This is a genomic window from Shouchella phoenicis, from assembly GCF_047238345.1.
Lineage (GTDB): Bacteria > Bacillota > Bacilli > Bacillales > Bacillaceae_D > Shouchella.
On the sequence record NZ_JBDFMQ010000001.1, the window covers coordinates 3,818,483 to 3,843,248 of the forward strand.

Annotated in this window: 26 protein-coding genes and 5 tRNA genes; 3 read left to right on the forward strand and 28 right to left on the reverse strand. The window is 39.0% G+C overall.

Annotated features, from left to right (window positions below):
* Window positions 1–221 precede the first annotated feature (221 nt).
* Both ABC361_RS20260 and ABC361_RS20265 read left to right on the forward strand, forming a co-directional pair.
* Window positions 222–695, forward strand: a complete 474-nt coding sequence (locus tag ABC361_RS20260; protein WP_413075818.1) for a VanZ family protein — start codon at window positions 222–224, stop codon at window positions 693–695.
* Window positions 696–1,215: 520 nt separating this feature from the next.
* Window positions 1,216–1,413, forward strand: coding sequence for an NAD(P)H-binding protein (locus ABC361_RS20265; protein ID WP_413075631.1), 198 nt, complete (start codon window positions 1,216–1,218; stop codon window positions 1,411–1,413).
* 167 nt (window positions 1,414–1,580) lie between these two features.
* Here ABC361_RS20265 and ABC361_RS20270 read toward each other — a convergent pair whose 3' ends face one another.
* The 25 genes from ABC361_RS20270 to ABC361_RS20390 all read right to left on the reverse strand — a co-directional run bounded on the left by ABC361_RS20270 (window position 1,581) and on the right by ABC361_RS20390 (window position 21,126).
* Window positions 1,581–1,724 carry a hypothetical protein gene (locus ABC361_RS20270; RefSeq protein WP_413075632.1) on the reverse strand — a complete coding sequence of 48 codons (144 nt, stop codon included), beginning with the start codon at window positions 1,722–1,724 and terminating at the stop codon, window positions 1,581–1,583.
* A 428-nt stretch (window positions 1,725–2,152) separates the two neighbouring features.
* A complete protein-coding gene (rlmH, locus tag ABC361_RS20275) occupies window positions 2,153–2,632 on the reverse strand; it encodes a 23S rRNA (pseudouridine(1915)-N(3))-methyltransferase RlmH (protein ID WP_413075633.1) in 480 nt (159 codons plus the stop codon).
* A gap of 113 nt (window positions 2,633–2,745) precedes the next feature.
* Window positions 2,746–2,895 (reverse strand): CxxH/CxxC protein, encoded by a 150-nt coding sequence (locus ABC361_RS20280; RefSeq protein WP_413075634.1) that lies wholly within the window; start codon window positions 2,893–2,895, stop codon window positions 2,746–2,748.
* Window positions 2,896–3,006: 111 nt separating this feature from the next.
* Complete coding sequence (locus ABC361_RS20285; protein ID WP_413075635.1) at window positions 3,007–4,230, reverse strand: S1C family serine protease; 1,224 nt, start codon at window positions 4,228–4,230, stop codon at window positions 3,007–3,009.
* 192 nt (window positions 4,231–4,422) lie between these two features.
* On the reverse strand, window positions 4,423–5,217 hold the full coding sequence (locus tag ABC361_RS20290; RefSeq protein ID WP_413075636.1) for an MBL fold metallo-hydrolase: 795 nt from the start codon (window positions 5,215–5,217) through the stop codon (window positions 4,423–4,425).
* Window positions 5,218–5,264: 47 nt separating this feature from the next.
* Window positions 5,265–6,134 carry a two-component system regulatory protein YycI gene (locus tag ABC361_RS20295; RefSeq protein ID WP_413075637.1) on the reverse strand — a complete coding sequence of 290 codons (870 nt, stop codon included), beginning with the start codon at window positions 6,132–6,134 and terminating at the stop codon, window positions 5,265–5,267.
* Entirely contained in the window at window positions 6,131–7,474 is a 1,344-nt protein-coding gene (locus ABC361_RS20300; protein WP_413075638.1) for a YycH family regulatory protein, read from the reverse strand. Before ABC361_RS20300 ends, ABC361_RS20295 begins: the two co-directional genes overlap by 4 nt.
* Complete coding sequence (gene walK, locus ABC361_RS20305; protein ID WP_413075639.1) at window positions 7,471–9,345, reverse strand: cell wall metabolism sensor histidine kinase WalK; 1,875 nt, start codon at window positions 9,343–9,345, stop codon at window positions 7,471–7,473. Before walK ends, ABC361_RS20300 begins: the two co-directional genes overlap by 4 nt.
* Before the next feature lie 8 nt (window positions 9,346–9,353).
* Window positions 9,354–10,061, reverse strand: coding sequence for a response regulator YycF (yycF, locus tag ABC361_RS20310; protein WP_413075640.1), 708 nt, complete (start codon window positions 10,059–10,061; stop codon window positions 9,354–9,356).
* A 193-nt stretch (window positions 10,062–10,254) separates the two neighbouring features.
* Window positions 10,255–10,327, reverse strand: a tRNA-Thr gene (locus ABC361_RS20315).
* A 3-nt stretch (window positions 10,328–10,330) separates the two neighbouring features.
* Window positions 10,331–10,406 (reverse strand) — tRNA-Phe (locus ABC361_RS20320).
* A gap of 43 nt (window positions 10,407–10,449) precedes the next feature.
* Window positions 10,450–10,526 (reverse strand) — tRNA-Asp (locus tag ABC361_RS20325).
* Window positions 10,527–10,551: 25 nt separating this feature from the next.
* A tRNA-Glu gene (locus ABC361_RS20330) sits at window positions 10,552–10,623 on the reverse strand.
* A 10-nt stretch (window positions 10,624–10,633) separates the two neighbouring features.
* Window positions 10,634–10,709: transfer RNA gene (locus ABC361_RS20335), tRNA-Lys, on the reverse strand.
* A 212-nt stretch (window positions 10,710–10,921) separates the two neighbouring features.
* Window positions 10,922–12,208 (reverse strand): adenylosuccinate synthase, encoded by a 1,287-nt coding sequence (locus tag ABC361_RS20340; protein ID WP_413075641.1) that lies wholly within the window; start codon window positions 12,206–12,208, stop codon window positions 10,922–10,924.
* Between the two features lie 117 nt (window positions 12,209–12,325).
* Window positions 12,326–13,687: a replicative DNA helicase gene (dnaB, locus tag ABC361_RS20345; RefSeq protein WP_413075642.1), complete on the reverse strand. Its 1,362-nt coding sequence runs from the start codon at window positions 13,685–13,687 to the stop codon at window positions 12,326–12,328.
* Between the two features lie 69 nt (window positions 13,688–13,756).
* Window positions 13,757–14,200 (reverse strand): 50S ribosomal protein L9, encoded by a 444-nt coding sequence (gene rplI / locus ABC361_RS20350; protein WP_413075643.1) that lies wholly within the window; start codon window positions 14,198–14,200, stop codon window positions 13,757–13,759.
* Complete coding sequence (locus ABC361_RS20355; protein ID WP_413075644.1) at window positions 14,197–16,167, reverse strand: DHH family phosphoesterase; 1,971 nt, start codon at window positions 16,165–16,167, stop codon at window positions 14,197–14,199. Before ABC361_RS20355 ends, rplI begins: the two co-directional genes overlap by 4 nt.
* A 33-nt stretch (window positions 16,168–16,200) precedes the next feature.
* A complete protein-coding gene (locus tag ABC361_RS20360; protein WP_413075645.1) occupies window positions 16,201–17,136 on the reverse strand; it encodes a DUF2232 domain-containing protein in 936 nt (311 codons plus the stop codon).
* Between the two features lie 164 nt (window positions 17,137–17,300).
* Window positions 17,301–17,534, reverse strand: a complete 234-nt coding sequence (rpsR, locus tag ABC361_RS20365) for a 30S ribosomal protein S18 (RefSeq protein WP_035396877.1) — start codon at window positions 17,532–17,534, stop codon at window positions 17,301–17,303.
* Window positions 17,535–17,559: 25 nt separating this feature from the next.
* Entirely contained in the window at window positions 17,560–18,042 is a 483-nt protein-coding gene (ssb, locus tag ABC361_RS20370) for a single-stranded DNA-binding protein (RefSeq protein WP_099304843.1), read from the reverse strand.
* Between the two features lie 38 nt (window positions 18,043–18,080).
* Window positions 18,081–18,368: a 30S ribosomal protein S6 gene (gene rpsF / locus ABC361_RS20375; RefSeq protein ID WP_413075646.1), complete on the reverse strand. Its 288-nt coding sequence runs from the start codon at window positions 18,366–18,368 to the stop codon at window positions 18,081–18,083.
* A 316-nt stretch (window positions 18,369–18,684) separates the two neighbouring features.
* Window positions 18,685–19,785, reverse strand: a complete 1,101-nt coding sequence (gene ychF / locus ABC361_RS20380) for a redox-regulated ATPase YchF (RefSeq protein WP_413075647.1) — start codon at window positions 19,783–19,785, stop codon at window positions 18,685–18,687.
* Between the two features lie 50 nt (window positions 19,786–19,835).
* The gene (locus tag ABC361_RS20385) at window positions 19,836–20,033 is read right to left on the reverse strand and encodes a DUF951 domain-containing protein (RefSeq protein WP_099304849.1); all 198 of its coding nucleotides are present in this window, start codon (window positions 20,031–20,033) and stop codon (window positions 19,836–19,838) included.
* 64 nt (window positions 20,034–20,097) lie between these two features.
* A complete protein-coding gene (locus tag ABC361_RS20390) occupies window positions 20,098–21,126 on the reverse strand; it encodes a YkvI family membrane protein (RefSeq protein WP_413075819.1) in 1,029 nt (342 codons plus the stop codon).
* An 84-nt stretch (window positions 21,127–21,210) separates the two neighbouring features.
* Here ABC361_RS20390 and yyaC point away from each other — a divergent pair, with 84 nt between their 5' ends.
* Window positions 21,211–21,840, forward strand: coding sequence for a spore protease YyaC (gene yyaC / locus ABC361_RS20395; RefSeq protein WP_413075648.1), 630 nt, complete (start codon window positions 21,211–21,213; stop codon window positions 21,838–21,840).
* Window positions 21,841–21,842: 2 nt separating this feature from the next.
* Here the strand turns inward: yyaC and ABC361_RS20400 are convergent, their stop codons facing one another.
* From ABC361_RS20400 to ABC361_RS20410, 3 genes are read right to left on the reverse strand one after another with little or no spacing between them, the layout of a single operon-like run.
* Window positions 21,843–22,985 carry an aminotransferase class V-fold PLP-dependent enzyme gene (locus tag ABC361_RS20400; RefSeq protein ID WP_413075649.1) on the reverse strand — a complete coding sequence of 381 codons (1,143 nt, stop codon included), beginning with the start codon at window positions 22,983–22,985 and terminating at the stop codon, window positions 21,843–21,845.
* Window positions 22,986–23,031: 46 nt separating this feature from the next.
* Window positions 23,032–23,898, reverse strand: coding sequence for a ParB/RepB/Spo0J family partition protein (locus tag ABC361_RS20405; protein WP_413075650.1), 867 nt, complete (start codon window positions 23,896–23,898; stop codon window positions 23,032–23,034).
* On the reverse strand, window positions 23,891–24,652 hold the full coding sequence (locus ABC361_RS20410) for a ParA family protein (protein ID WP_413075651.1): 762 nt from the start codon (window positions 24,650–24,652) through the stop codon (window positions 23,891–23,893). Before ABC361_RS20410 ends, ABC361_RS20405 begins: the two co-directional genes overlap by 8 nt.
* Window positions 24,653–24,766 lie beyond the last annotated feature (114 nt).

Sequence of the window (24,766 nt, forward strand, 5' to 3'; positions counted from 1 at the left end):
GCCTCAACAATTAATGCAGATGGTCATACGAAGGTATCAAGTGGTACACTTACAACTAGATAAATATTAATAGAGCCACTTAGGTGGCTCTATTAGATTACGAGGTGCTTCTTTTTGGCTATAACGTCTTCATTCATACCGATGTGGATTTTTTTGGATTGATAGGTTTTTTAATTGCACTGTATTTAAGAAGGAAAAAAAACAAAGATTATACATACCTAATGTTCTTTTCTATTTTTTACATCTACTTACTATATGTGTTTCGTTTTACCCAATTACCTATATTCATAGAAACGAACTCCGAATTTCTAATGAGTTACAGCGAAATATTTCAATATAATCTAATTTATATGCCAAGCATATATGAAATGACTAGCCCGGCTGGTATTTTAAATATACTTCTTTTTAATCCTTTTGGATTTGGATTGGGATTTTTAATAAAGGTCAATTTTAAAAAAATTATATTCTTAGGTTTTTCACTTAGTTTATTAATAGAACTGCTCCAATTTCTAAATATGATGCTTACAAGACTTTCATATAGAACTGTGAATGTAAATGACTTGATTAATAATACGCTAGGAGCAGTGATTGGATTCATACTCTTTATTATTTTTATTAAGATATTTAAGAAGATTGTTGTTAAACATGAAATACCATTAGGACGGATAACAAAACATATTTATGAAGCAAAATAGTTTTTACACCAAAAAAAAACTATTTCCTTTTTAAAATTTTCCATAGATATTCATTTGTACTGGCTTTTTTTGGATTAATGTTTGTCATGCAAAGACAATCCAACTGTTTTCCCTTTAAAAGAGTGTTATTTATAGTGTTTAGCTTAGTCGCGTCGCACAAAGAGTTGCATTCTTTCATAGGGTGCAACTTTATGCTTTTATCCACTATTATCATATCAATTCTTATATATAGGGAAGTAAATCGTTCATATGTGTTGTACCTGATAATTTACAATGAACGTTTTTAACCTTTTTTCACAATTTAATTAGTTGTGACTGTTAATGCGCGACAAAAGCTCTCTGCATTTACCTTCCCTATTAACGGTTAAACGGGTACAATTGGACAAGCTATACTCTCAATCTCTTGCTGGGACTCTTTCAAATCCGCTTCTATCGCTTTTTCATACGTTATATCTTTTTGAACGCCAAAGAAAAAGAATTTCTGCTCTTTTTTAATATATAGATGATTGACAGTGAAAAAATGAAACCATATGCCGTGGCAAAAAACATGTCTGATCACTATATTGAAAAAAGCGATCTCAACTATTCTATTGTTAGACCCGGTCCGATGAACAATGATGGACCTATAAGTAAAATTGAGTTACATCAAACAACACGAAAAGACCATTCTAATTATAAGAGAAGATGTTGCCAATGTTCTTGTCAGTACGTTAGGTAGAGAAAACCTGTTTAAAATTATTAGTTAATTTAATTACTTATATGATAGTTCTTATTTTTATAATAAGTTATTATTCTTATCAGTATTCATAAACTGAGCGGTAAAAAAGGGCAATAGAAAAACCCTAATGAGGGTTAGGGGCATTTCTCTTTTATATTCCAATGATTCTAAATATCAACTTCTCGCAAAAGCATGCCATTCAATTTTTTTGCCATCAATTCAGCTTCATCTAATGTATTGAAATGCATTGGATATTTGCCACTCATAAGAGTATGAGTAATATCATCTACGTTACGGATGAGAACAAACATGTGATCCCTCCTATGCATTTATTTTGTCACATTATCGTGATAAAGGATAGGTCAAGAATTGGTATATAAAGATAATTTGATTCACAGTATGGCCATACTGTACGACAGAGTCCTTACTATAATGGCGGTAAGTGAAATCTAAACATCCACTTCCCTTTCCATAGCTAAAAATTAAATTTTTACTCTTATCAAATATTAGCGAAGGTGTAAATGGAACATATATTTCCTCAGATTACCTTTACCCTAATATCCCTCTATTTTTGCATAGAGAATATACATCTAGTAAACATAGTCGGTACTGAATTAAACTGTTTTCTGAACTACCTGTGCTATTTATTAAATTTATAAAACTAGCAAAATAGACGGCCCTCTATAATATAAAAAAGCACAATACATTGCGTTGTGCTTTTCCTTCCCCACAACCTCATTTACTTATGGTACGGTTCACCTCTATTAATTCGAAAACTTCGATATACCTGCTCCAATAAAACAAGCTTCATTAACTGATGAGGAAATGTCATTTTTGAAAATGAGAGCAACTCATCCGCACGGACATAGACATCATCAGAAAGTCCGAGCGACCCTCCTATAATAAAAGCAATTTTGCTTTTTCCATACGTACCTAGCTGTTCAATCGATTTTGCTAGCTGCTCACTCGTTTTCATTTTTCCTTCGATTGCTAGCGCAATCACATAGGTATCTGAACTTAGTTTTGCGAGGATGCGGTCGCCTTCTTTCTTTTTGACAATATTCATATCTTCTTCGCTCAAATTTTCAGGTGCTTTTTCGTCTGCCACTTCAATCTCTTGAATCTTCGCATATGCGCTTAGTCGCTTCTTATATTCATCTATTCCTGCTCGTAAGTATTTTTCTTTTAGTTTCCCTACGGTAATGATGCTAATGTTCACTTGTGAATAACGTCCTTCCGCTTTCGGTTTATCCGCATGTGTATAACTGTTTTTGCAACAAGAATCACCTTATCCACATAAGTTATCCACATATCAACAGTGTGAGTATCTGATTATTTCGTAACTGTGTATATTGCTTGTTGCTCACAGAATTGGCAAGTGACTACCTCTTTTGCTGTTTCAACGATTGGTGCTGCTTCCCATTCATCCACAGCCACATCTAATGCTAGTTCTATATGTTCTTCACACGCTGCTATCATCATGCACGTCCTTCCATTTCTCATTTTCCAAGTATACCATTATGTTATCCACAGACCAAAGGCTTCTCACAAAAAAAAGAACCTCTTTCTTGTTGAAAGAGATCCTTCAGATACTTAAAGGTCTGGTTGTTCGTTTAATGTTACATCTACCGTTTCTTCCGTTCCACCTCGATACAGCGTAACAGAAATTGTATCGCCAATTGAATTTTCTCGATACAGCATATGTCTTAAATCTTGTGCATTTGTAATGTCTTCACCATCGATGCCTACGATGACATCTTGCTCTTGAATACCTGCATTTGCAGCTGGGCTTCCTCCAGCAACGTTCACTACGAGAATCCCTTCTGTTACATCTTCAGGTAGTCCGAGGGATTCTTGAAGTGCGGCTGTTGGTAGCTCATTCAAGTTTCGTAAGGTAATGCCTAATGAGGGTCTACGAACTTCCCCAGTTGTTTCTAGTTCTTCAATTACAGGCTGAACAATTGCCGCTGGAATCGCAAAGCCTAACCCCTCTGCAATTCCAGAGATCTTCATTGAGTTAATGCCAATGACTTCACCATTTATATTAATTAATGCACCACCGCTGTTACCAGGATTAATCGCTGCATCTGTTTGTAATACTTCTGCGTTCCAATCTGCTTGACCGTTTCCGGTCGTATCAATTGGAATGCTTCTTTCTGTTGCACTTATAATTCCTTGTGTCACACTACCAGCAAATTCAAGTCCTAATGGATTTCCGATTGCAATGGCAGGTTCTCCCACGCTTAGTGAATCAGAATCCCCGAATGATGCAACGGTATCAACATGTTCCGAGCTAATGCGTAGAACAGCTAAATCCGTTAATTCGTCTTCTCCAATCACTTCAGCTTCCACTCTTGTTCCATCTGTTAACGCAACTTCAACTTCAGATGCACCGTCAATCACGTGTTGGTTCGTCACGATATGGGCTGAGTCACCCTCAGACTTATAAATAACGCCGGAACCTGTTCCGCTCTCACTTGCATCGCTCTCACCAAACAAATCGGTTTGTTGCAAGTTAATCACGCCAACTACGGCATCGGAAACCTCGTTAACAATATCTGTTGTAGCCGAATTTACATCTAAATTAATGACATTAGAATCCGCTTGCTCTGTTTGTGGTTCAGCAGCTGTTGTTTCTCCTGAATCTTCAACACTATCATCAAATAAAGCTAGATTAGACAATAACGGAGATGCAACTAATACAAGTACTGCACCGATAATTGCTCCACCAAAAGCAGATAAACCAGCGACTTTTCCATTGCTCGCTCCTTGCTTAGGTTCTTTATAACGAGAATCATTTCCATCGTAATAGCCCATTACCTTAACCCCTTCCATGTCTCTACTCATTTTCCTACATTATACCCATTTAGATTCATTGTTCTAGGTTAGAGCAATGATTTAAATGATTTTTGTAGTTCTTTAAACAATTATTTAGAAAGAGAGACCAATCATGAGAAAAAAACAAATTTTACAGGTCTACTACCTATTTATTTACGTTTTTCTCAGCTTTTAAACCACAGATAATGCGGTGGGGGAATAAGGGTCGGTATCATGAAGATGGATTGAGCTTCCGACTTGATGCCCTTCTTGCTCCAATACTTGTTTCACCGTCATTCGCGCCAGATCCTTCATGTTATTATCTAAGCTTAGATGCGCTAGGTAAACATGGCTTTTTGTATCGCCGACCACGTCATGAAGTGCCAGTGCTGCATCCTCATTGGAGACATGGCCCATATCACTTAAAATTCGTCTTTTTACGTTCCATGGATATCTACCAACACGTAGCATGTTTAAATCATGATTGGATTCAAACACATAAGCATTTGCACCAACAATGGTTTTTTTAATCCGCTCGCTAACATAGCCCATATCTGTTGCAATCACAAGCTTTCTTCCCTCATGTCGGAAACAATAAAACATGGGGTCAACTGCATCATGCGACACACCAAAAGATTCAATTTCAAGGTCCCCAAATTGTTTAACCGTTTCTTGATTAAAGTGGAATTTCTGATCGGTCGTTAACTGACCAAGCTGCTTCTCCATGACGTTCCACGTTTTTTCATTGGCGTAAATGGGGAGATTGTGCTTTCGCGCAAAAATCCCCACACCTTTTATATGATCGCTATGTTCATGGGTCACAAGTAAGGCATCAATCTGCTTAGGATCACGGTCAATCTTTTTAAAAAGCTCGTCCATTTTTTTCCCAGTTAAACCTGCATCAACTAAAATTCTTTGCGATGGTGTTTCTACATACATCGCATTTCCGGTACTTCCGCTCGCAAGTACACTGAAACGCATAGCCATCTTCAGTCCTCCTTGATTATCCACTCCCTCATCATGAGGATCGTTCATTACTCATCTGTATTTAACTCATCGTCAATCTCATCATCTGATTGTGACTCGTCCGGATACCATTGATGTTGCTCTAGCAGCAATGCATTTACGAGGTAGACGCGCATATCTTTCTCTTCTGCATCTGCACTTGACCGATCAACCGTTACAGCCCACATCGGTGAGAAAAAGCGTGGAGTTTGATCTGATAGGCTATAGTAGCCAAACTCAATTTTTTCGACACTATTATTCATAGATAGATAGTGGTTATCCAATAGTACTCTTAACGCGTCCATATATGGAATAATATCTCGCTCATCTCGGTTCTCGTCAAAGCTATAGCGCTGTTGCTCATAGGCAACCACTTCATCATCATCATTTAACTCTAATGTAAGTGCTTCGTCATTATCAATGAATGTGTCAACCTGATTATACGTTTGATTGAAGTGTAACAAATCGTCCTCTCTTTTTGAGAACACGTATTGATCACTATATAAAACGTTCTCCGCAAGAAAAGGGGCGAATCCTTCATCTGTACTTGTACTCAGTGCTGAATGAATATCTATTGGCTCACTCAGTTCAACTCGAATTTCATTAGGCGTTTGCCCTTGCGCTTCTACTGAATGTCCTTCATCTTCAAGTTGTTCAATTTCTTCGCTTGTAAAACTGGTTCTAGAACCCTCTAACACAACGCCTCGCGCATCTGATGTATTTACATTCCCATCAGGCAACGTAATATTGTTGTCATTTAATCGTTCAACGATTTCAGGGGCTTGCTCAATACTTTGAAGCTGACCTTCCATCACACGATCAACAAACTGCCAACCTAAAAAGACATTCAACAGGAGAAAAACGACAATAAAAATCGATTTGGTTCGATTCCAATTCATCCTGGTAACTCCTCGTCCGGTTTTTCAATTGGTTTCCAATCTCCATTTGCTTTATAAAACCACGCAGGACTTAACTCAGCTCGATTTCTACTGGTCATTGTTGCTTTATAGCCTAAACGAACATCTTTAACGTCTTCCCAAAGAACCGATGAGCTACTTTTCAACAATTCCACTGCATCTACACCTGAAGAGACTTCTCTCTCTTGATGCGTATATGAATCTTGGAGTTGGAATAATGGTCGACCCATGCTTATCACTTGTGTCCCTGCACGGGTAATGTACATTTTCATTCGATCTTGATCGCTACTTGCCGTTGTTAAACGATGCTCATGAACAGGAAGATGATTCACATGTAAACGAAATTCAATTTGACCGGTCGAATCTTTTTTATTTATTTGATCAACTGCATATTGATCCGTCCAGCCACCAGTTGCGTTAATAAATTCCTGTCCAACTTCTAAAATATGGCGGCTGCTCTCTTCTTGGCTATCTGTAGAATACGGATACGAGTAATTTAAATACGATATCGTACTATCATGAGTCACGGTTCGACTTCCGTCCGTAAATAAATATTCTCCATTTAATTGATTCGCTCTTGGCACATCCGTTCCACTAAATAAACGTTGGTTAATCAACATGGGCATGTCACTATCCATGTTAAGCGTATAATCATATAAACGCACAACTTGCTTCTCTGTCGGAACGTAAATATCATTTCGGAGCAATAAATAATCAGAGTCGTTTTCTTTGACGACTTCAGTTTCTAACTCTGCCTCTGTGTCATTCGCGTAAATTAAATTTTTCAGTTCGCTCGCTGGCATTGACGAACGCATCGACATGAAATCTTCTTTTTCCGTTGACGCAAAGGTTAAATTAACATGCTCATCCTCAGCTACATAAATGAGCAAGCGATCGACTTCTCGATTCGTATTCATTTGATCATAGTCTTCATCAAAAAAGGCGAGAAGCGATTGAAGTGGGATCTCATCAGGGAAACGCAACTCAATACCTTGTGCACTTGTCTGGACAGGATCGGCTGATATGGCATGCTCTAATCCGTGACTTCTTAAGCTCCCCAGTGTCTCTTCAAATCGATTATCTACACGATTCATTAATGCATATCCCTGTTCATCTTTGTGTAGAATCATTGAACTTGGCTGAATAAGCTCTGTCACTGCTCGCTCTTCACCTATCATGGAATTCGCATAACTTTCACTTACATCAGATTCACTTTCTAGTGCTTGCATACTTGGTTGATACGTCCATAATTGATAAGTAAAAAACAAACTTAAGCAAATTAAAGCAACTAAAGTGACAGTTTTAAACTGTTCGTATTTCACACTTTACCTCCTTTAAACGTTGAATAAGGCAATGTTATATAGATGGTCGTTCCTTCATTGTATTCACTATTAACCCAAATTTCTCCTTCGTGGGCAAGCACATATTCTTTTGCGATCGCTAGACCAAGTCCAGTCCCGCCAACATTACGTGCTCTTGCTTTATCTACTCGATAAAACCGTTCAAAAATCTTATCCTGCGATTCAGCCGGAATTCCCATTCCTTCATCAGAAATGCTTATTCTTGCTTTATTTCCTTGATGCAGAAGCGTAATCGTCACATTTCCGCCTTCTGGAGAATACTTAATCGCATTAGACACAATATTGTCTAGAACTTGTGTCAACTTATCTTCATCGATTTTTGCAAACGTAGGCTGCTTCACAATATGACGATGAAATTCAATATCTTTATCTTTCACAATCATTTCAAATCGTTCGATGATACTGTGTAAAAACGAACCTAATTCAACCCATTGTAAATCCATCTCGTAATCTTGTGAATCAATTCGTGATAGCTGCAGCAAATCATTCACTAAACGAATCATTCGATCTGTTTCTTTTTGGGTGACGTTTAGGAAATGCGGTGCAATTTCTTTGTCTTCTATAGCTCCATCCGCTAACGCTTCAAGATAACTCTTCATCGTAGTCAAAGGTGTTCTTAGCTCATGGGATACATTCGCCACGAACTCACGACGTTCCCCTTCAATCTTCTCTTTTTCCGTAACATCATGAAGAACTGTAATGAGGCCATTCATAGGACCTTCATCTTCTTGAATCGCTGAAAAATTTGCCTCTAATAAAACAAGCTTATCGCCATAACTAAAGTCTAGCAATACCGACTCATTCTTCTCGTAAAGATCATAAATACTTTGCGTTTCATCCATATTTAAAACTTCAATAATCGGTTGCCTAAGTACGTGTTTCAGCGAAATGCCTAGCAATTCTTCAGCTCGTCGGTTCATTAGAATAATTAAACCACTTTGGTCGGTCGCTACTACCCCATCCGTCATGTGCGCAAGAACAGAACGAAGCCGCTTCTGCTCACGGTCTCTCATTAAAGTCGTATCGTGGAGCTTATTCGTCAACTCGTTAAATGACATCGCTAGCTGACCAAGCTCATCTGATCCATACACTTTTACTTGTCTAGAAAAGTCCCCGTGCCCCATCCGTAAAGCTTGTCTTCTCATATCAAGGATTGGTGCCGTAATTGTCCGCGCTACTAAAATAATGACGAAAAACGTAATTAACAAAGCAATCGTTGATGCGACAATAAAAATTTGGTTAATAGACTGCGCTTGATCTGTCACTTCTTCTATTGACGCTTCTACATAGACAGCACCTTGAATTTCACTTGCTTCAGGGCTTTCTCCATCAATAGAAGCACTCGAAAAATCCTCATTCGGACGGATTGGCTGGGCTTTAACAAAATAGCGCTCTTGGTTCTGTTCGTTAATTCGTTGATCGCTTAGGGACGAACCACCAGTAATCGCTCTTCTTACAATAGTTTGTTCTGTTAATTGCCCAATTCTACTTTGATCACTTGGATCAGAGCTAGCTAGCAAAACAAAATCATTTCCGATAATTTGTGCTTTCCCAAACCGAATATTATCGTCTGTCTGCGGAAATGTTTCGTTTAAAAGTGTATTTAAATTTTCCTGTGTGTCTGAATCCTCGTCAATTAATTCTCTTGCCGCGCTCACGGTCAATAAATTAACCCGGTCACTAATTACCGTTTCATAGTTATCCATTAAGCTTCTCTCAAGTGAATTTGAGAAATAAAAACCAACAATTTGCATGGCCAGTACAATAAGAAGCATGTAGATAATAATGAGCTTAAACCGTATCGATTTGAAGAAACCTACGTTTCGATCCATTTACACCATTACTCCTGATTATCCTGCGACGCAAGGAAGTACCCGACACCTCGGCGGGTCATAATCCACGTAGGATAGCTTGGATTATCTTCAACTTTCTCTCTTAACCGTCTTACCGTTACATCGACTGTACGCACGTCACCAAAGTAATCATAGCCCCATACCGCTTGTAATAAATGCTCACGGGTCATGACTTGTCCAAGATGCTTTCCAAGATAATGAATCAACTCAAACTCCCTATGCGTTAAGTCAACCGCCTCTCCACGTTTACGAACTTGATAGGCGTCTGGATGAATTGATAGATCGCCAATATGCATTTCTTTTGAAGACGAGCCAGTATCTTCCGCTGCGGCTTGCTGCCTTCTTAAATTTGCTTTTACTCGCGCTAATAGTTCGCGTGTACTAAACGGTTTCGTTACATAGTCATCCGCGCCTAGCTCTAAACCTAGAACTTTATCAATTTCTGAGTCTTTTGCAGTGAGCATAATAATCGGTAAATCGTATTGCTTCCGCACTTCGCGACATACTTCCATTCCATCCTTATAGGGAAGCATAATATCCAGTAGCATTAAATCTGGTTTACGCTCGTTCACTTTTTCCAATGCTTCATTTCCATCATATGCACAATCAACGCTAAATCCTTCTTTTTCCAAGTTAAATTTCAATATATCTGCAATTGGTTTCTCATCATCTACAACTAATATATATTTATCCATTATTTTTTCCTCCTGAAACGTAAATCAATCTTAAATCATCACGTATAAGAACTGTTTACTTAAACAAAACACCAGCGCCTGCTGATGTTTTTCCACAAAAAAATTGCCTGGGGAATAATATGTCCCTCGTACTAGTTTAACATATCTATCAAAAACAAAAAGAACTTTATGCATACACATAAAGTTCTTTCGATGCCGGCCAGAGGACTTGAACCCCCAACCTACTGATTACAAGTCAGTTGCTCTACCAATTGAGCTAGACCGGCAAGTGGTGGCTCAGGACGGAATCGAACCGCCGACACACGGATTTTCAGTCCGTTGCTCTACCAACTGAGCTACTGAGCCTTACTATAACATCATGATTATTTTAAAAATTACTAAGAAAAAATGGCGGTCCGGACGGGACTCGAACCCGCGACCTCCTGCGTGACAGGCAGGCATTCTAACCAACTGAACTACCGGACCATTTGTGTATGTATTTATATAAAAGTGACCCGTACGGGATTCGAACCCGTGTTACCGCCGTGAAAGGGCGGTGTCTTAACCGCTTGACCAACGGGCCACTGTAGAAATGGTGAGCCATGAAGGATTCGAACCTTCGACCCTCTGATTAAAAGTCAGATGCTCTACCAACTGAGCTAATGGCTCAAATATTAAAACTGAGCAGACGGTGCAATAAGCAAGCCGTGTTTCGTCATATCCTCTCGACGACAAGATTTATAATATCATACATAAATCATCTGCGCAACACTTTTTAAAAACTTTTTTAAAAAAACTTGTTTGACCACGAAAGTCAGTCTTAAGCATACTGAAATTAAAGGGAAAACGCAAGCTTTTCCTTACGTTTTCCACACGTTCAATTATGCAAATACACCACGAACCGTATTCGTTTGATTTCGATCTGGGCCAACAGAAAAAACGGTTAATGGAATTCCTGTTAATTGACTTACACGCTCAATATAATGACGTGCATTTTCAGGCAGATCTTCCAATGTTTTTGCACCGGTAATATCTTCTTCCCAACCAGGAAGTTCTTCATAGACCGGTTCACATTCTGCTAAAACATTTAAACTTGCAGGGAACTCTTCCATCACTTCACCCTTGTACTGATAGCTTGTACAAATTTTCAACGTTTTAATCCCTGTTAATACGTCAATTGAGTTTAATGAAAGATCAGTAATGCCACTTACACGTCTTGCATGACGCACAACAACACTGTCAAACCAGCCAACACGTCTTGCACGTCCGGTAGTTGTTCCGTATTCTCTTCCAACTTCACGGATTTGGTCACCAATTTCATCATGGAGCTCAGTAGGGAATGGTCCATCACCTACTCGAGTTGTGTACGCTTTAGAGACACCTACCACATGATGAATTTTAGAAGGACCTACGCCAGAACCGATTGTAACACCGCCGGCAATTGGATTTGAAGACGTAACAAACGGATAGGTTCCTTGATCGATATCAAGCATAACGCCTTGTGCACCTTCAAAAAGAACACGACGTCCTTCGTCAAGAGCGTCATTTAAAACAACCGATGTATCAACAACGTACTTCGCAATTTGCTGTCCATATTCAAAGTATTCTTCAACGATCTCATCAGCAGAAAATCCTTCTGTTTCATAATACTTTTCAAATAAGCGGTTTTTCTCTTTAAGAACAGATGCGACTTTGCTTGCAAACGTATCTTTTTCTAGCAAATCAGCAATACGAATACCAATTCGTGCTGCTTTATCCATATAAGCTGGACCAATTCCTTTTTTCGTGGTCCCGATCTTATTTGCACCTTTGCGTTCTTCCTCTACTACATCTAATTTTATATGATAAGGTAAAATCACATGCGCGCGATTTGAAATACGTAAGTTACTCGTATCGACATCTCGCTCATGCAAATAAGCAAGTTCCTCTACAAGCGCCTTTGGATCAATCACCATGCCATTTCCAATTACACATGTTTTATCTTTATAAAAAATACCTGAAGGAATTAAGTGAAGCTTATACTTCTTTCCACCGAAAACAATTGTATGTCCTGCATTGTTCCCACCTTGATAACGAGCAACAACCTCGGCTTTTTCGGATAAATAATCCGTAATTTTCCCTTTACCTTCATCGCCCCATTGTGTTCCTACAACAACAACTGAAGACATGTCAACACCTCCACGCTCATTAAAAACCATTGTAAGTATAGCAGTTCCATCCATGAGCGTCAATTAAATCCGAACATTTATAGATTTATTATTATTATCATTCGTTTAAAAGTCTTATTACATTGGTGGCATATCGCTTTCATCGTGTCTTCGATCTAGATTCACGAATTTGTTGTATTCTTTAACGAACGCAAGCTCAACCGTTCCCACTGGACCATTCCGTTGTTTAGCGATGATAATCTCAATGGTATTTTTATTTTCCGTTTCTTTATCGTAGTAATCATCACGATAGAGGAACGCAACAATATCTGCATCTTGCTCAATACTCCCTGATTCACGAATATCGGACATCATTGGTCGCTTATCTTGTCGTGACTCTACACCTCGAGAAAGCTGTGACAGGGCAATAACAGGCACTTCAAGCTCACGTGCGATTGCCTTTAATGTTCGTGAAATCTCCGATACTTCCTGTTGGCGATTTTCACCACCTCTACCGTTTCCTTGAATCAGCTGTAAATAGTCAATTAGAATCATTCCAAGGCCACTCTCTTGCTTCAATCGGCGACACTTGGCACGGATCTCACCGACTTTCACTCCCGGTGTATCATCAATGTAAATACCTGCTTTTGATAAAGAACCCATTGCCATGGATAGTTTATGCCAATCCTCTTCTTCTAGCGCGCCTGTCCGCATTCGCTGGGCGTCAATATTGCCTTCTGCACACAACATCCGTGTAACAAGCTGACTCGCCCCCATCTCCAATGAAAATATGGCCACATTCTCTTCTGTTTTTGTTGCCACATTCTGAGCGATATTTAATGCAAATGCGGTTTTCCCGACAGAAGGACGTGCGGCAACGATAATTAAGTCATTTCGCTGAAAACCCGCTGTCATTGTATCTAGCTCAGAGAATCCTGTTGCAATTCCTGTAATATCTCCGCGTGATTGTTGCAATACTTCTATTTGATCGTACGTTTCAAGTAAAACATCTTTAATTTGTACGAAGTTTGTAGAGTTTTTCTGCTGAGCTACTTCAAGAATCGTTTTTTCAGCATGGTCCAGTATGGCACCTACTTCATCTTCACTTGCATAGCCATCTTTAACAATATCAGAAGCTGCACGAATTAAACGACGAAGGAGCGATTTCTCCTCTACAATTCGGCTGTAATAATCAACGTTGGTCGCTGTTGGAACAGTTTCAGCAATATCTGTTAAATATGGAACACCACCAACATCATCCAGCCATTGCCTTCCTTGGAGCTCAGCAGTCAATGTCACTAAATCAACAGGATCACCTTTTTCACTAATATCCAGCATGGCTTCATAAATTCGCTGATGACTTGCTCGATAAAAGTCTTGAGGAAGGAGCCGTTCGCTCGCCGTAGTTAATGCATTTTCTTCTATTAAGATAGAGCCAAGAACGGCTTGTTCGGCTTCAATATTCTGCGGTGGAGTCCGATCATTTAGAAGATCACTCATAGTGTATACCCCTTCTATAGTAGTAACGGAAATGAAGCTGACTCGCTTTGAGTCAGCTTCTATCCTTCCTTATACTTCCTTTACGTGAACATTTAATACAGCAGTTACTTCTGGATGAATCTTAATTGGTACTTTCGTGTATCCGAGGGTACGAATAGGATCATCTAATTGAATTTTACGCTTATCAATTTTCTTGACTTCTTTTTGAAGTGCTTCAGCAATTTGTTTTGTTGAAACAGCTCCAAATAAGCGACCACCCTCACCTGCTTTTGCAGGAATGGTGATGGTTAATTCTTCAAGTTTCTGCTTAAATGCTTGCGCTTCTTCTAATTCAGCTTGAACTTTCTTTTCCTGACTCTTCTGTTGCGCTTCAAGATCTTTCATATTACCAGAAGTCGCTTCCTTGGCTAAGTGGTTTGGTAGCAAATAGTTTCTTGCATAGCCTTCTGCAACATCCTTCGTCTCACCTTTTTTTCCTTTTCCTTTAACATCTTTTAAGAAAATAACTTTCATCGTTCGGTACCTCCTTCAAATCCATCATCAATCGCCTGTTCTAGCCTAACTTTAACTTCTTCCCGTGTGGTCTCTTCTAATTGCGTTGCCGCATTGGAAAGATGCCCACCACCACCAAGGCGCTCCATAATGACTTGAACATTAATATCGCCTAATGAGCGAGCGCTAATTCCGACACGACCATCGCCTCGCTTACAAACGACGAAGGATGCGCGCACACCACTCATCGTTAACAGTGTATCGGCAGCTTGAGCAATAATAATTTGATCGTATGGTTCATCATCTTTTGCCATCGCAATTGCATACCCGTCGCGATAGACATATGCATTTTCCATCAACTTTGCACGACGTACATAGCTTCCTAGATCTTCTTTTAACAACTTCTGAACGAGTGCTGTATCAGCTCCGTTAGCCCTTAAAAAGGATGCAGCATCAAACGTTCTTGCACCTGTCCGTACAGCAAAACTTTTCGTATCTACCGTAATTCCTGCCAGAAGCGCTGTTGCTTCTAATCGATCCATCTTAAACTGCATCGGTTGATATTCGAGCAGCTCTGTTACAAGCTCTGCTGTTGAAGAGGCGTAGGGTTCCATATAAACAAGAACGGGATCATGAACAAAATCTTCACTTCTTCTATGGTGGTCAAGAACAATAATGCGATCAACCATCTGTAGAAGTTTCGGTTCAATAACCATAGAAGGTTTATGCGTATCTACAATAACGAGCAACGTTTCTTTGTCTGCAATTTGGATCGCTTCTTCCGGAGAAACAAATTGATTCCATAAATGTTCTTGTTGCTTCACTTCATCCAGCAAGCGCTGAACATCTGCATTTGTATCTTCTTCATCTAAGACAATAAAGCCTTCACGATCATTTAAATCGGCTAACTTTAACACGCCAATAGACGCGCCAATCGCATCCATATCAGGACGATTATGCCCCATCACAATGACTTTTTCGCTTTCTTTAACAAAATCACGCAAAGCATGGGAAATCACTCTCGCACGGACCCGCGTTCGTTTCTCAACAGCGTTTGTTTTTCCTCCGTAAAAGCGAACACGACCATTTTTCTTTTTAATCGCTACTTGATCTCCTCCTCGACCTAATGCAAGGTCCAGGCTAGATTGCGCTAAAACACCAAGTTGCTTCAATGACGCTTCTTCCGTACCAACACCGATACTTAATGTGATAGGTGCTTTTTCTTTTGCGGTAATCTCACGAATCTCGTCAAGAAGTTCAAACCGATTTTCTTCTAACAACAACAAAGTCTTGTGATTCATCACCGCTAAAAAACGATCTGAAGACGTTCGGCGCAAATAAATATCATAGTCATTCGCCCAATTGTTTAGCGCTGTTGTGACTTGAGCCAATAAGCGGCTTCGAATTTGGTCGTCCATGCTTTGTGTTACTTCATCATAGTTATCCAAATAGATATGAGCGATTAACGGTAGCATATGGTCGTACCGCTTCTGCGTCGTCTCTTTCTCTGTTACATCAACAACATAAATAAGTCTTTCGTTTTGTTCAAAGGTAAAGTGGTAATAACCTGAATCAAACTGAATGGTTTCTTCCTTCGTTTCATCTTGGATAAATTGCTGTAAATCCTCATGAATAACTGTTACATCCATTCCATTTAACCCTGTACCAAAACGTTCTTGAATAAATGGATTTGTCCACTGAATTGTTCCATTCTCATTATAAAGCACAATTCCGACTGGAAGCTTGGTTATTGCTTCATCACTTGCTTTATTTACTCGATACGATAAGGTCGATATATACGTATCAAGATAATGATCGTCTTTCTTCTTTGCACGAAAATAGAAGAACAACCACACAAGCAACAGCACCGTTACGAGTAAACCAGCTTCCCAACGATTAAACATAAGCCAGATCGTTAAAAACAAAACAAGGACAAACAATGTGATGACATACGTGTGCTGCCACCACGGCTTGTTCCAATTAGGCATGAATGTCATCTCCTACTCATTACTACCAAATAATTATTCCTTAAATCGATCTCTTATACGAAGCATCATATCAAACATTCCGATAATCCTTACAAAAAACACAGCTAGCGAGATCAACAGCATACATAAAACAATTCCAATTGTCACCATGATCATCGAAGCTTTGGATGCCTTTTTATAATACATATAGGTTTGAATAAAAGAAAGCCCTTGTAAGACAAGGAAGATACTAAAAATATTAAACCCGATGAGTGAGACGCTCGCCATAAAAGATCCCTGTTCAAAAGGAAATAATCCTAAGACTAGAAAAATAAAGTAGAAAACAATAAAGTACCTAGGAAATTCCCAATCTCTAAATGGAGGAAGTTTATTATACGTGATGCCTACACGCTTAAACATCAGCGTAGATAGTCCATAAACAATAAAGCCGTATATGGCACCAAAAACAAGCAATAGAAACGGCATCATATCACGTAACATTTGAATATACGATTCAATAAAGGCATCATCATAAACATCCACTGCAAAGGTTTCTGCAAGATTTTGCGTTTCGTACATTGTATCGCGAACAGCTCCTAAAATGGAAATGCCATACAAGCCTTCGATCACAACATAGATAATCGCTGAAAATAAAAAGGGAGCAATGATGAACACACTAAGCCTTTCTACAGCCGATTTTCTCATGTATTGGTAATAACCACCAAGTACACCTATCAACGCAAATCCAATTGGTAACAGAATAATGCTTGTAAAGATAAGCGATATGAGTATAGCAACGATACTCGACAGACTTCCTGTAAGAATTCCCGTTTTCAAGCCATATACAGAAGTCATATAGAGAAGCGGTAACGGAAGTGCAATAAATGCAAGTATATTTATTAATGGAATGCCCGTAACAAGCAAACTATATAACAGCACAAAAAGTAAGCCGTTCATAATCCCTCTTGTTACTACTTTCTTGTCTTCCAATTCGTCACCTCTTTTAACGTACATGCTGTAATCATTTCACAGCCTTTATCTATTTTATCGTACTTACTTCCAAAGTAAAAGCGACGAAATTTGAAATTAAAAAAAGAGAGCAACTAAGTTGGCTTTCAAGAAACCAGCTTAATCCACCCTCTTTTATAGCAAAATTAATTTACTTCGTTTACATATGGAAGTAAAGCAATTTGACGACTGCGCTTAATAGCAACAGTTAATTTACGTTGATATTTTGCAGATGTTCCAGTTACGCGACGTGGAAGAATTTTTCCACGCTCAGAGATGAAACGCTTAAGCAAATCAACATCTTTATAGTCAATATGCGTGATTTTGTTTGCTGTAAAGAAACAAACCTTTCTACGCTTTGGACGACCGCGACGTGCCATAATACATTCTCCTTTCTATCAACCATTAAAATGGTAAGTCATCATCGGAAATATCGATTGAGCCATCATTTGAAAACGGATCATTGTCATAACCGTTTGAACGGTTTCCACCTGAACCTGAATTTCCTGATCCTGAACCATAGTTTCCTTGAGAACCACCAGCGTTTTGGTTTTGATTGTTTTGGCTATTACGAGGTTCAAGGAATTGAACGCTCTCGGCCACAATTTCAGTTACAAATACCCGTTTGCCTTCGTTATTATCATAACTACGCGTTTGAACTCGTCCATCAACGCCTGCTAAACTTCCTTTTTTTAAGAAGTTTGCTACGTTTTCGGCTGGTTTTCTCCAAACAACACAGTTAATGAAGTCCGCTTCTCTCTCCCCTTGTTGGTTTGAGAATGGTCGGTTGACTGCGAGCGTAAAGTTCGCAACAGCCACGCCATTTGGTGTAAAACGAAGCTCAGGGTCACGGGTTAGTCGGCCTACAAGAACAACACGGTTTAACAATGCGATCCCTCCAGCCTAGCTCGTTTATTTTATCGTAATTATTGTTCGTCTTTTGTAACAAGCACACGGATTACATTATCATTGATTTTAATCAGACGATTAAATTCATTGATTGCTTCAGTGTTTGCTTGAAGATTAATAAGAACGTAATAGCCATCTTTGAAATCATTGATTTCATAAGCTAAACGTTTTTTACCGATCTCTTCTACCTTTTCGATTTCAGCACCGTTATCAGTGAGCACTTTACTGTAACGCTCAACGATTTCCTTGTTTGCTGCATCTTCTAGGTTTGGAGCGATAATGTACATAATTTCATACTTACGCATTCCATTCACCTCCTCTTGGTCTAAACGGCTCTGTTTCGACACAGAGCAAGGAGCAAAAATCAATTCACTCACATTTCACGATTATAGCATTTCATCTATGATTGAGCAAGCTTCAAATAAAAAATCACCTGCCTTTAAATAAGAGTTTTGAAAAATAGGGAAAATAGGTGTTGGAGTGTTGCGATGGGTTCTAAGGGGTTACCTACTCATTACGTCATTTCTCTTTGTTTTCCTTCTATGGAAAAAAGATATTTTTCGACATATAAGTTTTGCACAGTAAAAAGGTCCGGATTACTCCGCACCTTTAAAAATTCTTTTATACATTAAAGCGGAAGTGAATGACATCTCCATCTTTAACAATGTAATCTTTCCCTTCAAGACGCACTTTTCCACGTTCCTTCGCTACGCTCATGTTCTCAGCATCAACTAAATCATCATAGGATACGGTTTCCGCACGAATAAAGCCACGTTCGAAGTCTGTATGAATAATTCCTGCGGCTTGAGGCGCTTTGGTTCCATTGCGGAAAGTCCACGCTCTTACCTCTTGCTCCCCTGCTGTGAAATAGGTCTCAAGACCAAGTAAGGAGTAAGCTGCACGAATCAACTGATCTAAACCAGACTCTTCAATCCCTAGCTCTTCAAGGAACATTTCCTTCTCTTCGCCTTCAAGCTCTGCAATTTCAGATTCAATCTTCGCACATACAACAATCACATTGCTGCTTTCCTGGGAAGCGAATTCTTTTACTTGTTTCACATACTCATTGTCTTCGTCCGCTATAAGATCTTCTTCAGAGACATTCGCCACGTATAAAACTGGCTTACTTGTTAAAAGGTGAAGCTGTTTTACAATTTTTTGCTGATCTTCATCAAACTCAATGCTACGAGCAGGCTTTTCAACCTCAAATGCTTCTTTCAACATTTCCAGTACAGCAAGCTCTGCAACCGCCTCTTTATCTTTTGTTCTTGCTAACTTTGCTACACGCGTTAATCGTTTATCAACAGACTCTAGGTCAGCTAAGATTAACTCTAAGTTGATGACTTCAATATCCCTTAACGGATTAACGCCACCTGATACGTGCGTAATATTCTCATCAGCAAAACATCGTACAACGTGGGAAATCGCGTCTACTTGGCGAATATGTGATAAGAACTTGTTTCCTAATCCTTCTCCCTTGCTTGCCCCTTCAACAATTCCTGCGATATCTGTAAATTCAAATGCCGTTGGAATGGTTTTTTTCGGTTTAACAAGCTCAGTCAGTTTATTTAAACGATCGTCCGGTACTTCAACAATTCCCACATTCGGGTCAATTGTACAAAACGGATAGTTTGCTGATTCAGCACCAGCTTGAGTAATTGCATTAAATAACGTTGATTTTCCAACATTTGGTAGACCAACAATTCCTGTCGTTAAAGCCACTTCCGTCACGTCCTTTTTATTTATCGATTCTCAAATCCGAATGTTAATGGTTACTCTTTCTCAGATTCGATCACTTTTTTTAGTTTTTTTGAGAAATCCCGACGTGGTAGCATGACACTATGTTGACAACCTAAGCATTTTATACGCACATCCATCCCCATGCGAATGATCTTCCATCGATTCTCTCCACAAGGATGCTGTTTTTTCATCTCTACGACATCATGTAACGCAAATTCCTTATCTGCCACTGTTCTTTCCTCCTTCGGGTATTTCTGCTTGTATTATACACGAAGGAATGCTCCCTTTGTAGTGTCAGCGTTTCTTTTTTGTAGCTGGGTGCCGCAAAATTGGATAGATTAAGAGCGCAGCAAGGATATACAAATTCAAAATACCGTATAAAGGATATAAAATGGAAATCAATGTTGAAAAGCCAAAAAGAGTTAACGGTGCCATCATCGCTACCAGTAACATCGCAATCAACCATGGTTCTCCTTGTACTCTTACTCGTAAACGAGAAATTAATCCTAACACGCCAGAAGTAGCCGTTGTATAAATCGCTAACCATAGAACAAGAGATATGGCTAGTACCATAACAGATGGATAATGTTTCAAAATCACAAATAACGGAATCTCATAAAAAATGATTTCTTGTGCAACAGTTAATAATGATTCATTATAAATATAAGAGACAGAACCTAAAATTAATCCACTCCCGATACTAGCGATATAAATTTCTCCCCGGTGCTTCACCTGATGCCCTACTGCTCCTAGCACAGCAATAATTGGTAAAATATTTAATGAAGTGAACGTTAACGCAGATGGCCAGTTACGCTGCTCATTTAATTGAAACGAAAATGAAAATCCTACTGATTCTTGATAAACGATTAAGACCGTCATTAAACAAGCAATTAGAATAGGAATTAAAATAGCGTTTATTTTTGTCATTCCACTTGTCCCTTTTATGAACATAAGAACTACTAAAACACCATTTAATACAATTCCTAACCAAAAAGGAATATGATACACTTCAAGCGTTGCACCTGCCCCAGCCAGCATAATAACTGTTACCGAAAACAAATACAACACAATCATGACATCGTACGCCTTCGCTAAACGCTTCCCTAAAATTTTTTCCAGCACGGGTAAATAATGTGTCGTCTTTTCTTTTTTTGAGACGGTTAATATGACCGCACAACATATAGAAAAAAGGATTGAAAATATGATGATAGCTAGTCCGCTTTCAGCACCAAAAAACTCCCATAATTCTCTACCTGATGCATAACCTGCACCAATAATTGTCCCTACTATTAAAAACATCCATTTTAGTCCATTGCCCCACAAAGCCCTCACCCTCGCCATCATTCAATGTATAGATTTTTGACAAATCTACTATACTGTTACTAGTATGGCGAAGGAGTTAAAAATATGAGTACAAACCTCTGGCCTTTTAAAAAAAGAGTATTTTCCCAACGAATGCATATTGATGAACAAGATTTCACAGAAGAATTAGGGAACGCTCTCTTATCCCAATGTCAACGAGCCCCTTCAAAAGAACTCGTTGTCGCTTGTATTGGAACAGATCGATCCACAGGAGATGCTCTAGGGCCCATATTAGGATCGATGCTTATCGAGCAAAACTTACACCATTTTACCGTATATGGTACACTCGCTGAACCTCTGCATGCTGTAAATTTAGAAACTCGATTAGGCATCATCCACCTGGCGCATCCAAATGCATTTTTAATTGCCGTTGATGCGTGTTTAGGAAGACAAATGAACGTCGGCTCTATCACTCTCTCTAATCGAACGTTAAAGCCAGGAGCTGCAATGGGGAAGACGTTGCCTGAAGTTGGAGACTGTTCTCTGACAGGTGTTGTGAACGTGTCTGGTTTAATGGATTTTCATACGTTACAAAGCACAAGGCTCCATGAGGTCATGTGTATGGCCGAAAAAATGAGTACGCTCTTTACATTTGCTGATCGACATCTTCAACAGGAACAAGTCCCTTTAAAAAAACACACCTCTCTTTTTAAAAAGAAAGGCATGTCATTTTGAATTTACATGGCATCAGAAATGTCTTGAATGGCTTGTATGAGCAAATCAACCTCATCTTTGGTCGTGTAAGGTCCAAAACTTACACGTACAAGCCCCTCATCAATTGACCCATACCATTCATGTAACTTAGGCGCACAATGAAGACCAGCCCGGACTGCAATTTGATAGTGTTGATCAAGAATAATTGCTATTTCCTGACTGCTCATATCAGGTATGCCAAATGAGACAACAGCTAACCGCCCTTTTGTGGAATGACTGCCCACTAGAGTCACATTCGTTTCCTTTAATCCAGTAAGAAACTGTTCTAATCGTTCCCCTTCATGTTTGTAAATGGCTTCAGTACCGCCTAAACGCTCTATTTCATTTAAACCAGCACCTAGTCCAGCAAGTGCAGGCGTATTTAATGTTCCTGCCTCATATCGTTCTGGCCACGTGTGTGGCTGATCTTTACTTTCAGACGTATGGCCTGTCCCACCGTACGTTAACGGCTTTAGTTGATAATCATTTTTTGATATAAGCATCCCTGAACCTTGTGGACCAAGTAAGCCTTTATGACCTGGACAAGCTAGTAAATCAATTCCGTCTCTATCCATATCAATATCAATAATTCCAGCTGTTTGTGATGCATCCACACACAATAGAGCACCTACAGCTTTTGCTTTTTGAGCGATCATGGACAGGGGTACAATTTCTCCCGTCACATTTGAAGCATGATTAATGACGACAAGCCTCGTTCGCTCTGTAATGATTTCAACAATGGCCTCAGCCGTCTGCTCCCCTGTTTTCCCACCAGCAAAGTTTAGCTTAACCCCTTTGTTCTCCAGCGTATAAAGAGGCCTTAAAACGGAATTATGTTCAAAATAGGATGTAACCACTTCATCCCCTTCATCAAAAGGAAACCCTAAAATTGCTTGATTAAGCGCATACGTAGCGTTAGCATAAAACCAAACATGTTCTGCTGCCGGAGCATGAAAAAAAGCTGCTATTTTCCCCCTTGTCTCTTGAACAATGTCAGCTGCTTGCCTTGATAGTAAATGCCCACTCCTTCCTGGATTTGCACCATAGTGTTCCATTGTGTTTGCAACTGCTTCAATAACCGCTTTAGGTTTCGGGAACGATGTTGCTGCATGATCAAAATAATACATTCCTTACTCCTTTCAAAAAAAAAGCTGCCCAATTCAGGCTAGCTTCTTATTCTTTCGTTTGAATGAGGATCTCTAATATTCTTTCTAAATCGTCTTCAGAAAAGTAGTCAATCTCGATTTTCCCTTTTTTCTTACCAGGTTTAATCATAACCGACGTACCTAATGAATCACGTAACCGCTCCTGATGATCTTTAAGAAACGGAGACAATTTCACTTTTACTTCCTTCGTTTCACGTGGAACATGCTCGTTTATTTGTTGAACGAGTTTCTCCACTTCACGTACGCTTAATTTTTCCTGCAAAACACTTTCAAGTACTTGCGACAATTTATCTTTATTTTGTAAGCCTAAAAGAGCTCGTCCATGCCCCATACTTAATTTACCAACAGAGATAAACTCTTGTACGACTTTCGGTAACTGCAATAGACGCATATGGTTTGCAATATGTGGTCTACTTTTTCCTAAACGCTTTGCAACTTGCTCTTGCGTACTTTTCGTATGAGTCATTAATTTTTCATAAGCAATGGCTTCTTCAATCGGGTTTAAATCTTCTCGCTGCAAATTTTCAATCAAGGCAATTTCCATCATCTTATTTTCATCTAAATCTTGAATGATAACAGGAATTTGCTCTAATCCAGCTTGTTTTGCTGCACGAACACGACGTTCTCCCATTACAATTTCATAATCTTTAATTGATTTTCTCACTGTAATTGGTTGTAAAATCCCGTGTTCTTTAATGGAATCACTTAATTCTTTCAATGATTCTTCAGAAAAAGTCTTTCTCGGCTGGTATGGATTTGGTCTAACTTCAGACACTGAGATAAGTGTAATTTGCTCCTGATTGATGTTTTTTTCGTTTGGGAAAAAAGCTTCTAATCCTTTACCTAGTCCCTTCTTTCCAACCGATTTAACCATTCGCAACCACTTCCTTTGCTAAGTCTATGTACACTTCTGCTCCACGCGACTTGGCATCGTATTCAATAATTGGCTTACCATGACTTGGGGCTTCACCTAAGCGAATTGTTCTTGGAATAATCGTGTCGAATACTTTATCACGGAAATATTTTTTCACTTCTTCAATGACTTGAATGCCAAGATTCGTACGTGCATCCAGCATTGTTAAAAGTACTCCCTCAATAGCCAAAGACGTGTTCAAATGCTTTTGTACTAAACGGACCGTATTTAAAAGTTGGCTTAACCCTTCTAACGCATAATATTCACATTGTACTGGAATAATAACAGAATCTGAAGCAGTTAAAGCATTAATCGTTAGCAACCCAAGTGAAGGTGGACAGTCAATAAAGATATAATCGTACGTCTCTCTTAAAGGCGTTAATGCTTTTTTCAATCGAACTTCTCTTGAAATTGTTGGAACAAGTTCAATTTCTGCTCCAGATAATTGAATCGTTGCTGGAATCACATCTAAATTGCTTACATCCGTGGAAAAAATGACGTTTTCTGCTGGTACATCTTCAATAAGGACATCATAAATACATTCATCAACATCCCCTTTTTCAACACCAACCCCACTTGTTGCATTTCCCTGCGGATCTATATCGACTAACAGAACTCTTTTACCTAAATGTGCTAAACATGCTGCTAAGTTCACTGAAGAAGTTGTTTTTCCTACGCCGCCTTTTTGATTTGCGACAGCGATAATCTTTGACACTTGGACACCTACTTTCCTTCGTTGCAAAAACTTTCTATACGTAAAACAAATAGATTACCTTTATTTTAGCATAGATTCTTCATAATCCTATTAAAAAAAAGACCTATCTTTTGT

Coding starts and splice junctions, on each gene's coding strand:
- ABC361_RS20260 (WP_413075818.1), top strand. CDS start 222: ATGTTCTTTTCTATTTTTTACATCTACTTACTATATGTGTTTCGTTTT.
- ABC361_RS20265 (WP_413075631.1), top strand. CDS start 1,216: ATGAAACCATATGCCGTGGCAAAAAACATGTCTGATCACTATATTGAA.
- ABC361_RS20270 (WP_413075632.1), bottom strand. CDS start 1,724: ATGTTTGTTCTCATCCGTAACGTAGATGATATTACTCATACTCTTATG.
- ABC361_RS20280 (WP_413075634.1), bottom strand. CDS start 2,895: ATGATGATAGCAGCGTGTGAAGAACATATAGAACTAGCATTAGATGTG.
- ABC361_RS20285 (WP_413075635.1), bottom strand. CDS start 4,230: ATGGGCTATTACGATGGAAATGATTCTCGTTATAAAGAACCTAAGCAA.
- ABC361_RS20290 (WP_413075636.1), bottom strand. CDS start 5,217: ATGGCTATGCGTTTCAGTGTACTTGCGAGCGGAAGTACCGGAAATGCG.
- ABC361_RS20295 (WP_413075637.1), bottom strand. CDS start 6,134: ATGAATTGGAATCGAACCAAATCGATTTTTATTGTCGTTTTTCTCCTG.
- walK (WP_413075639.1), bottom strand. CDS start 9,345: ATGGATCGAAACGTAGGTTTCTTCAAATCGATACGGTTTAAGCTCATT.
- yycF (WP_413075640.1), bottom strand. CDS start 10,061: ATGGATAAATATATATTAGTTGTAGATGATGAGAAACCAATTGCAGAT.
- ABC361_RS20340 (WP_413075641.1), bottom strand. CDS start 12,208: ATGTCTTCAGTTGTTGTTGTAGGAACACAATGGGGCGATGAAGGTAAA.
- dnaB (WP_413075642.1), bottom strand. CDS start 13,687: ATGAGTGATCTTCTAAATGATCGGACTCCACCGCAGAATATTGAAGCC.
- rplI (WP_413075643.1), bottom strand. CDS start 14,200: ATGAAAGTTATTTTCTTAAAAGATGTTAAAGGAAAAGGAAAAAAAGGT.
- ABC361_RS20355 (WP_413075644.1), bottom strand. CDS start 16,167: ATGCCTAATTGGAACAAGCCGTGGTGGCAGCACACGTATGTCATCACA.
- rpsR (WP_035396877.1), bottom strand. CDS start 17,534: ATGGCACGTCGCGGTCGTCCAAAGCGTAGAAAGGTTTGTTTCTTTACA.
- rpsF (WP_413075646.1), bottom strand. CDS start 18,368: ATGCGTAAGTATGAAATTATGTACATTATCGCTCCAAACCTAGAAGAT.
- yyaC (WP_413075648.1), top strand. CDS start 21,211: ATGAGTACAAACCTCTGGCCTTTTAAAAAAAGAGTATTTTCCCAACGA.
- ABC361_RS20400 (WP_413075649.1), bottom strand. CDS start 22,985: ATGTATTATTTTGATCATGCAGCAACATCGTTCCCGAAACCTAAAGCG.
- ABC361_RS20405 (WP_413075650.1), bottom strand. CDS start 23,898: ATGGTTAAATCGGTTGGAAAGAAGGGACTAGGTAAAGGATTAGAAGCT.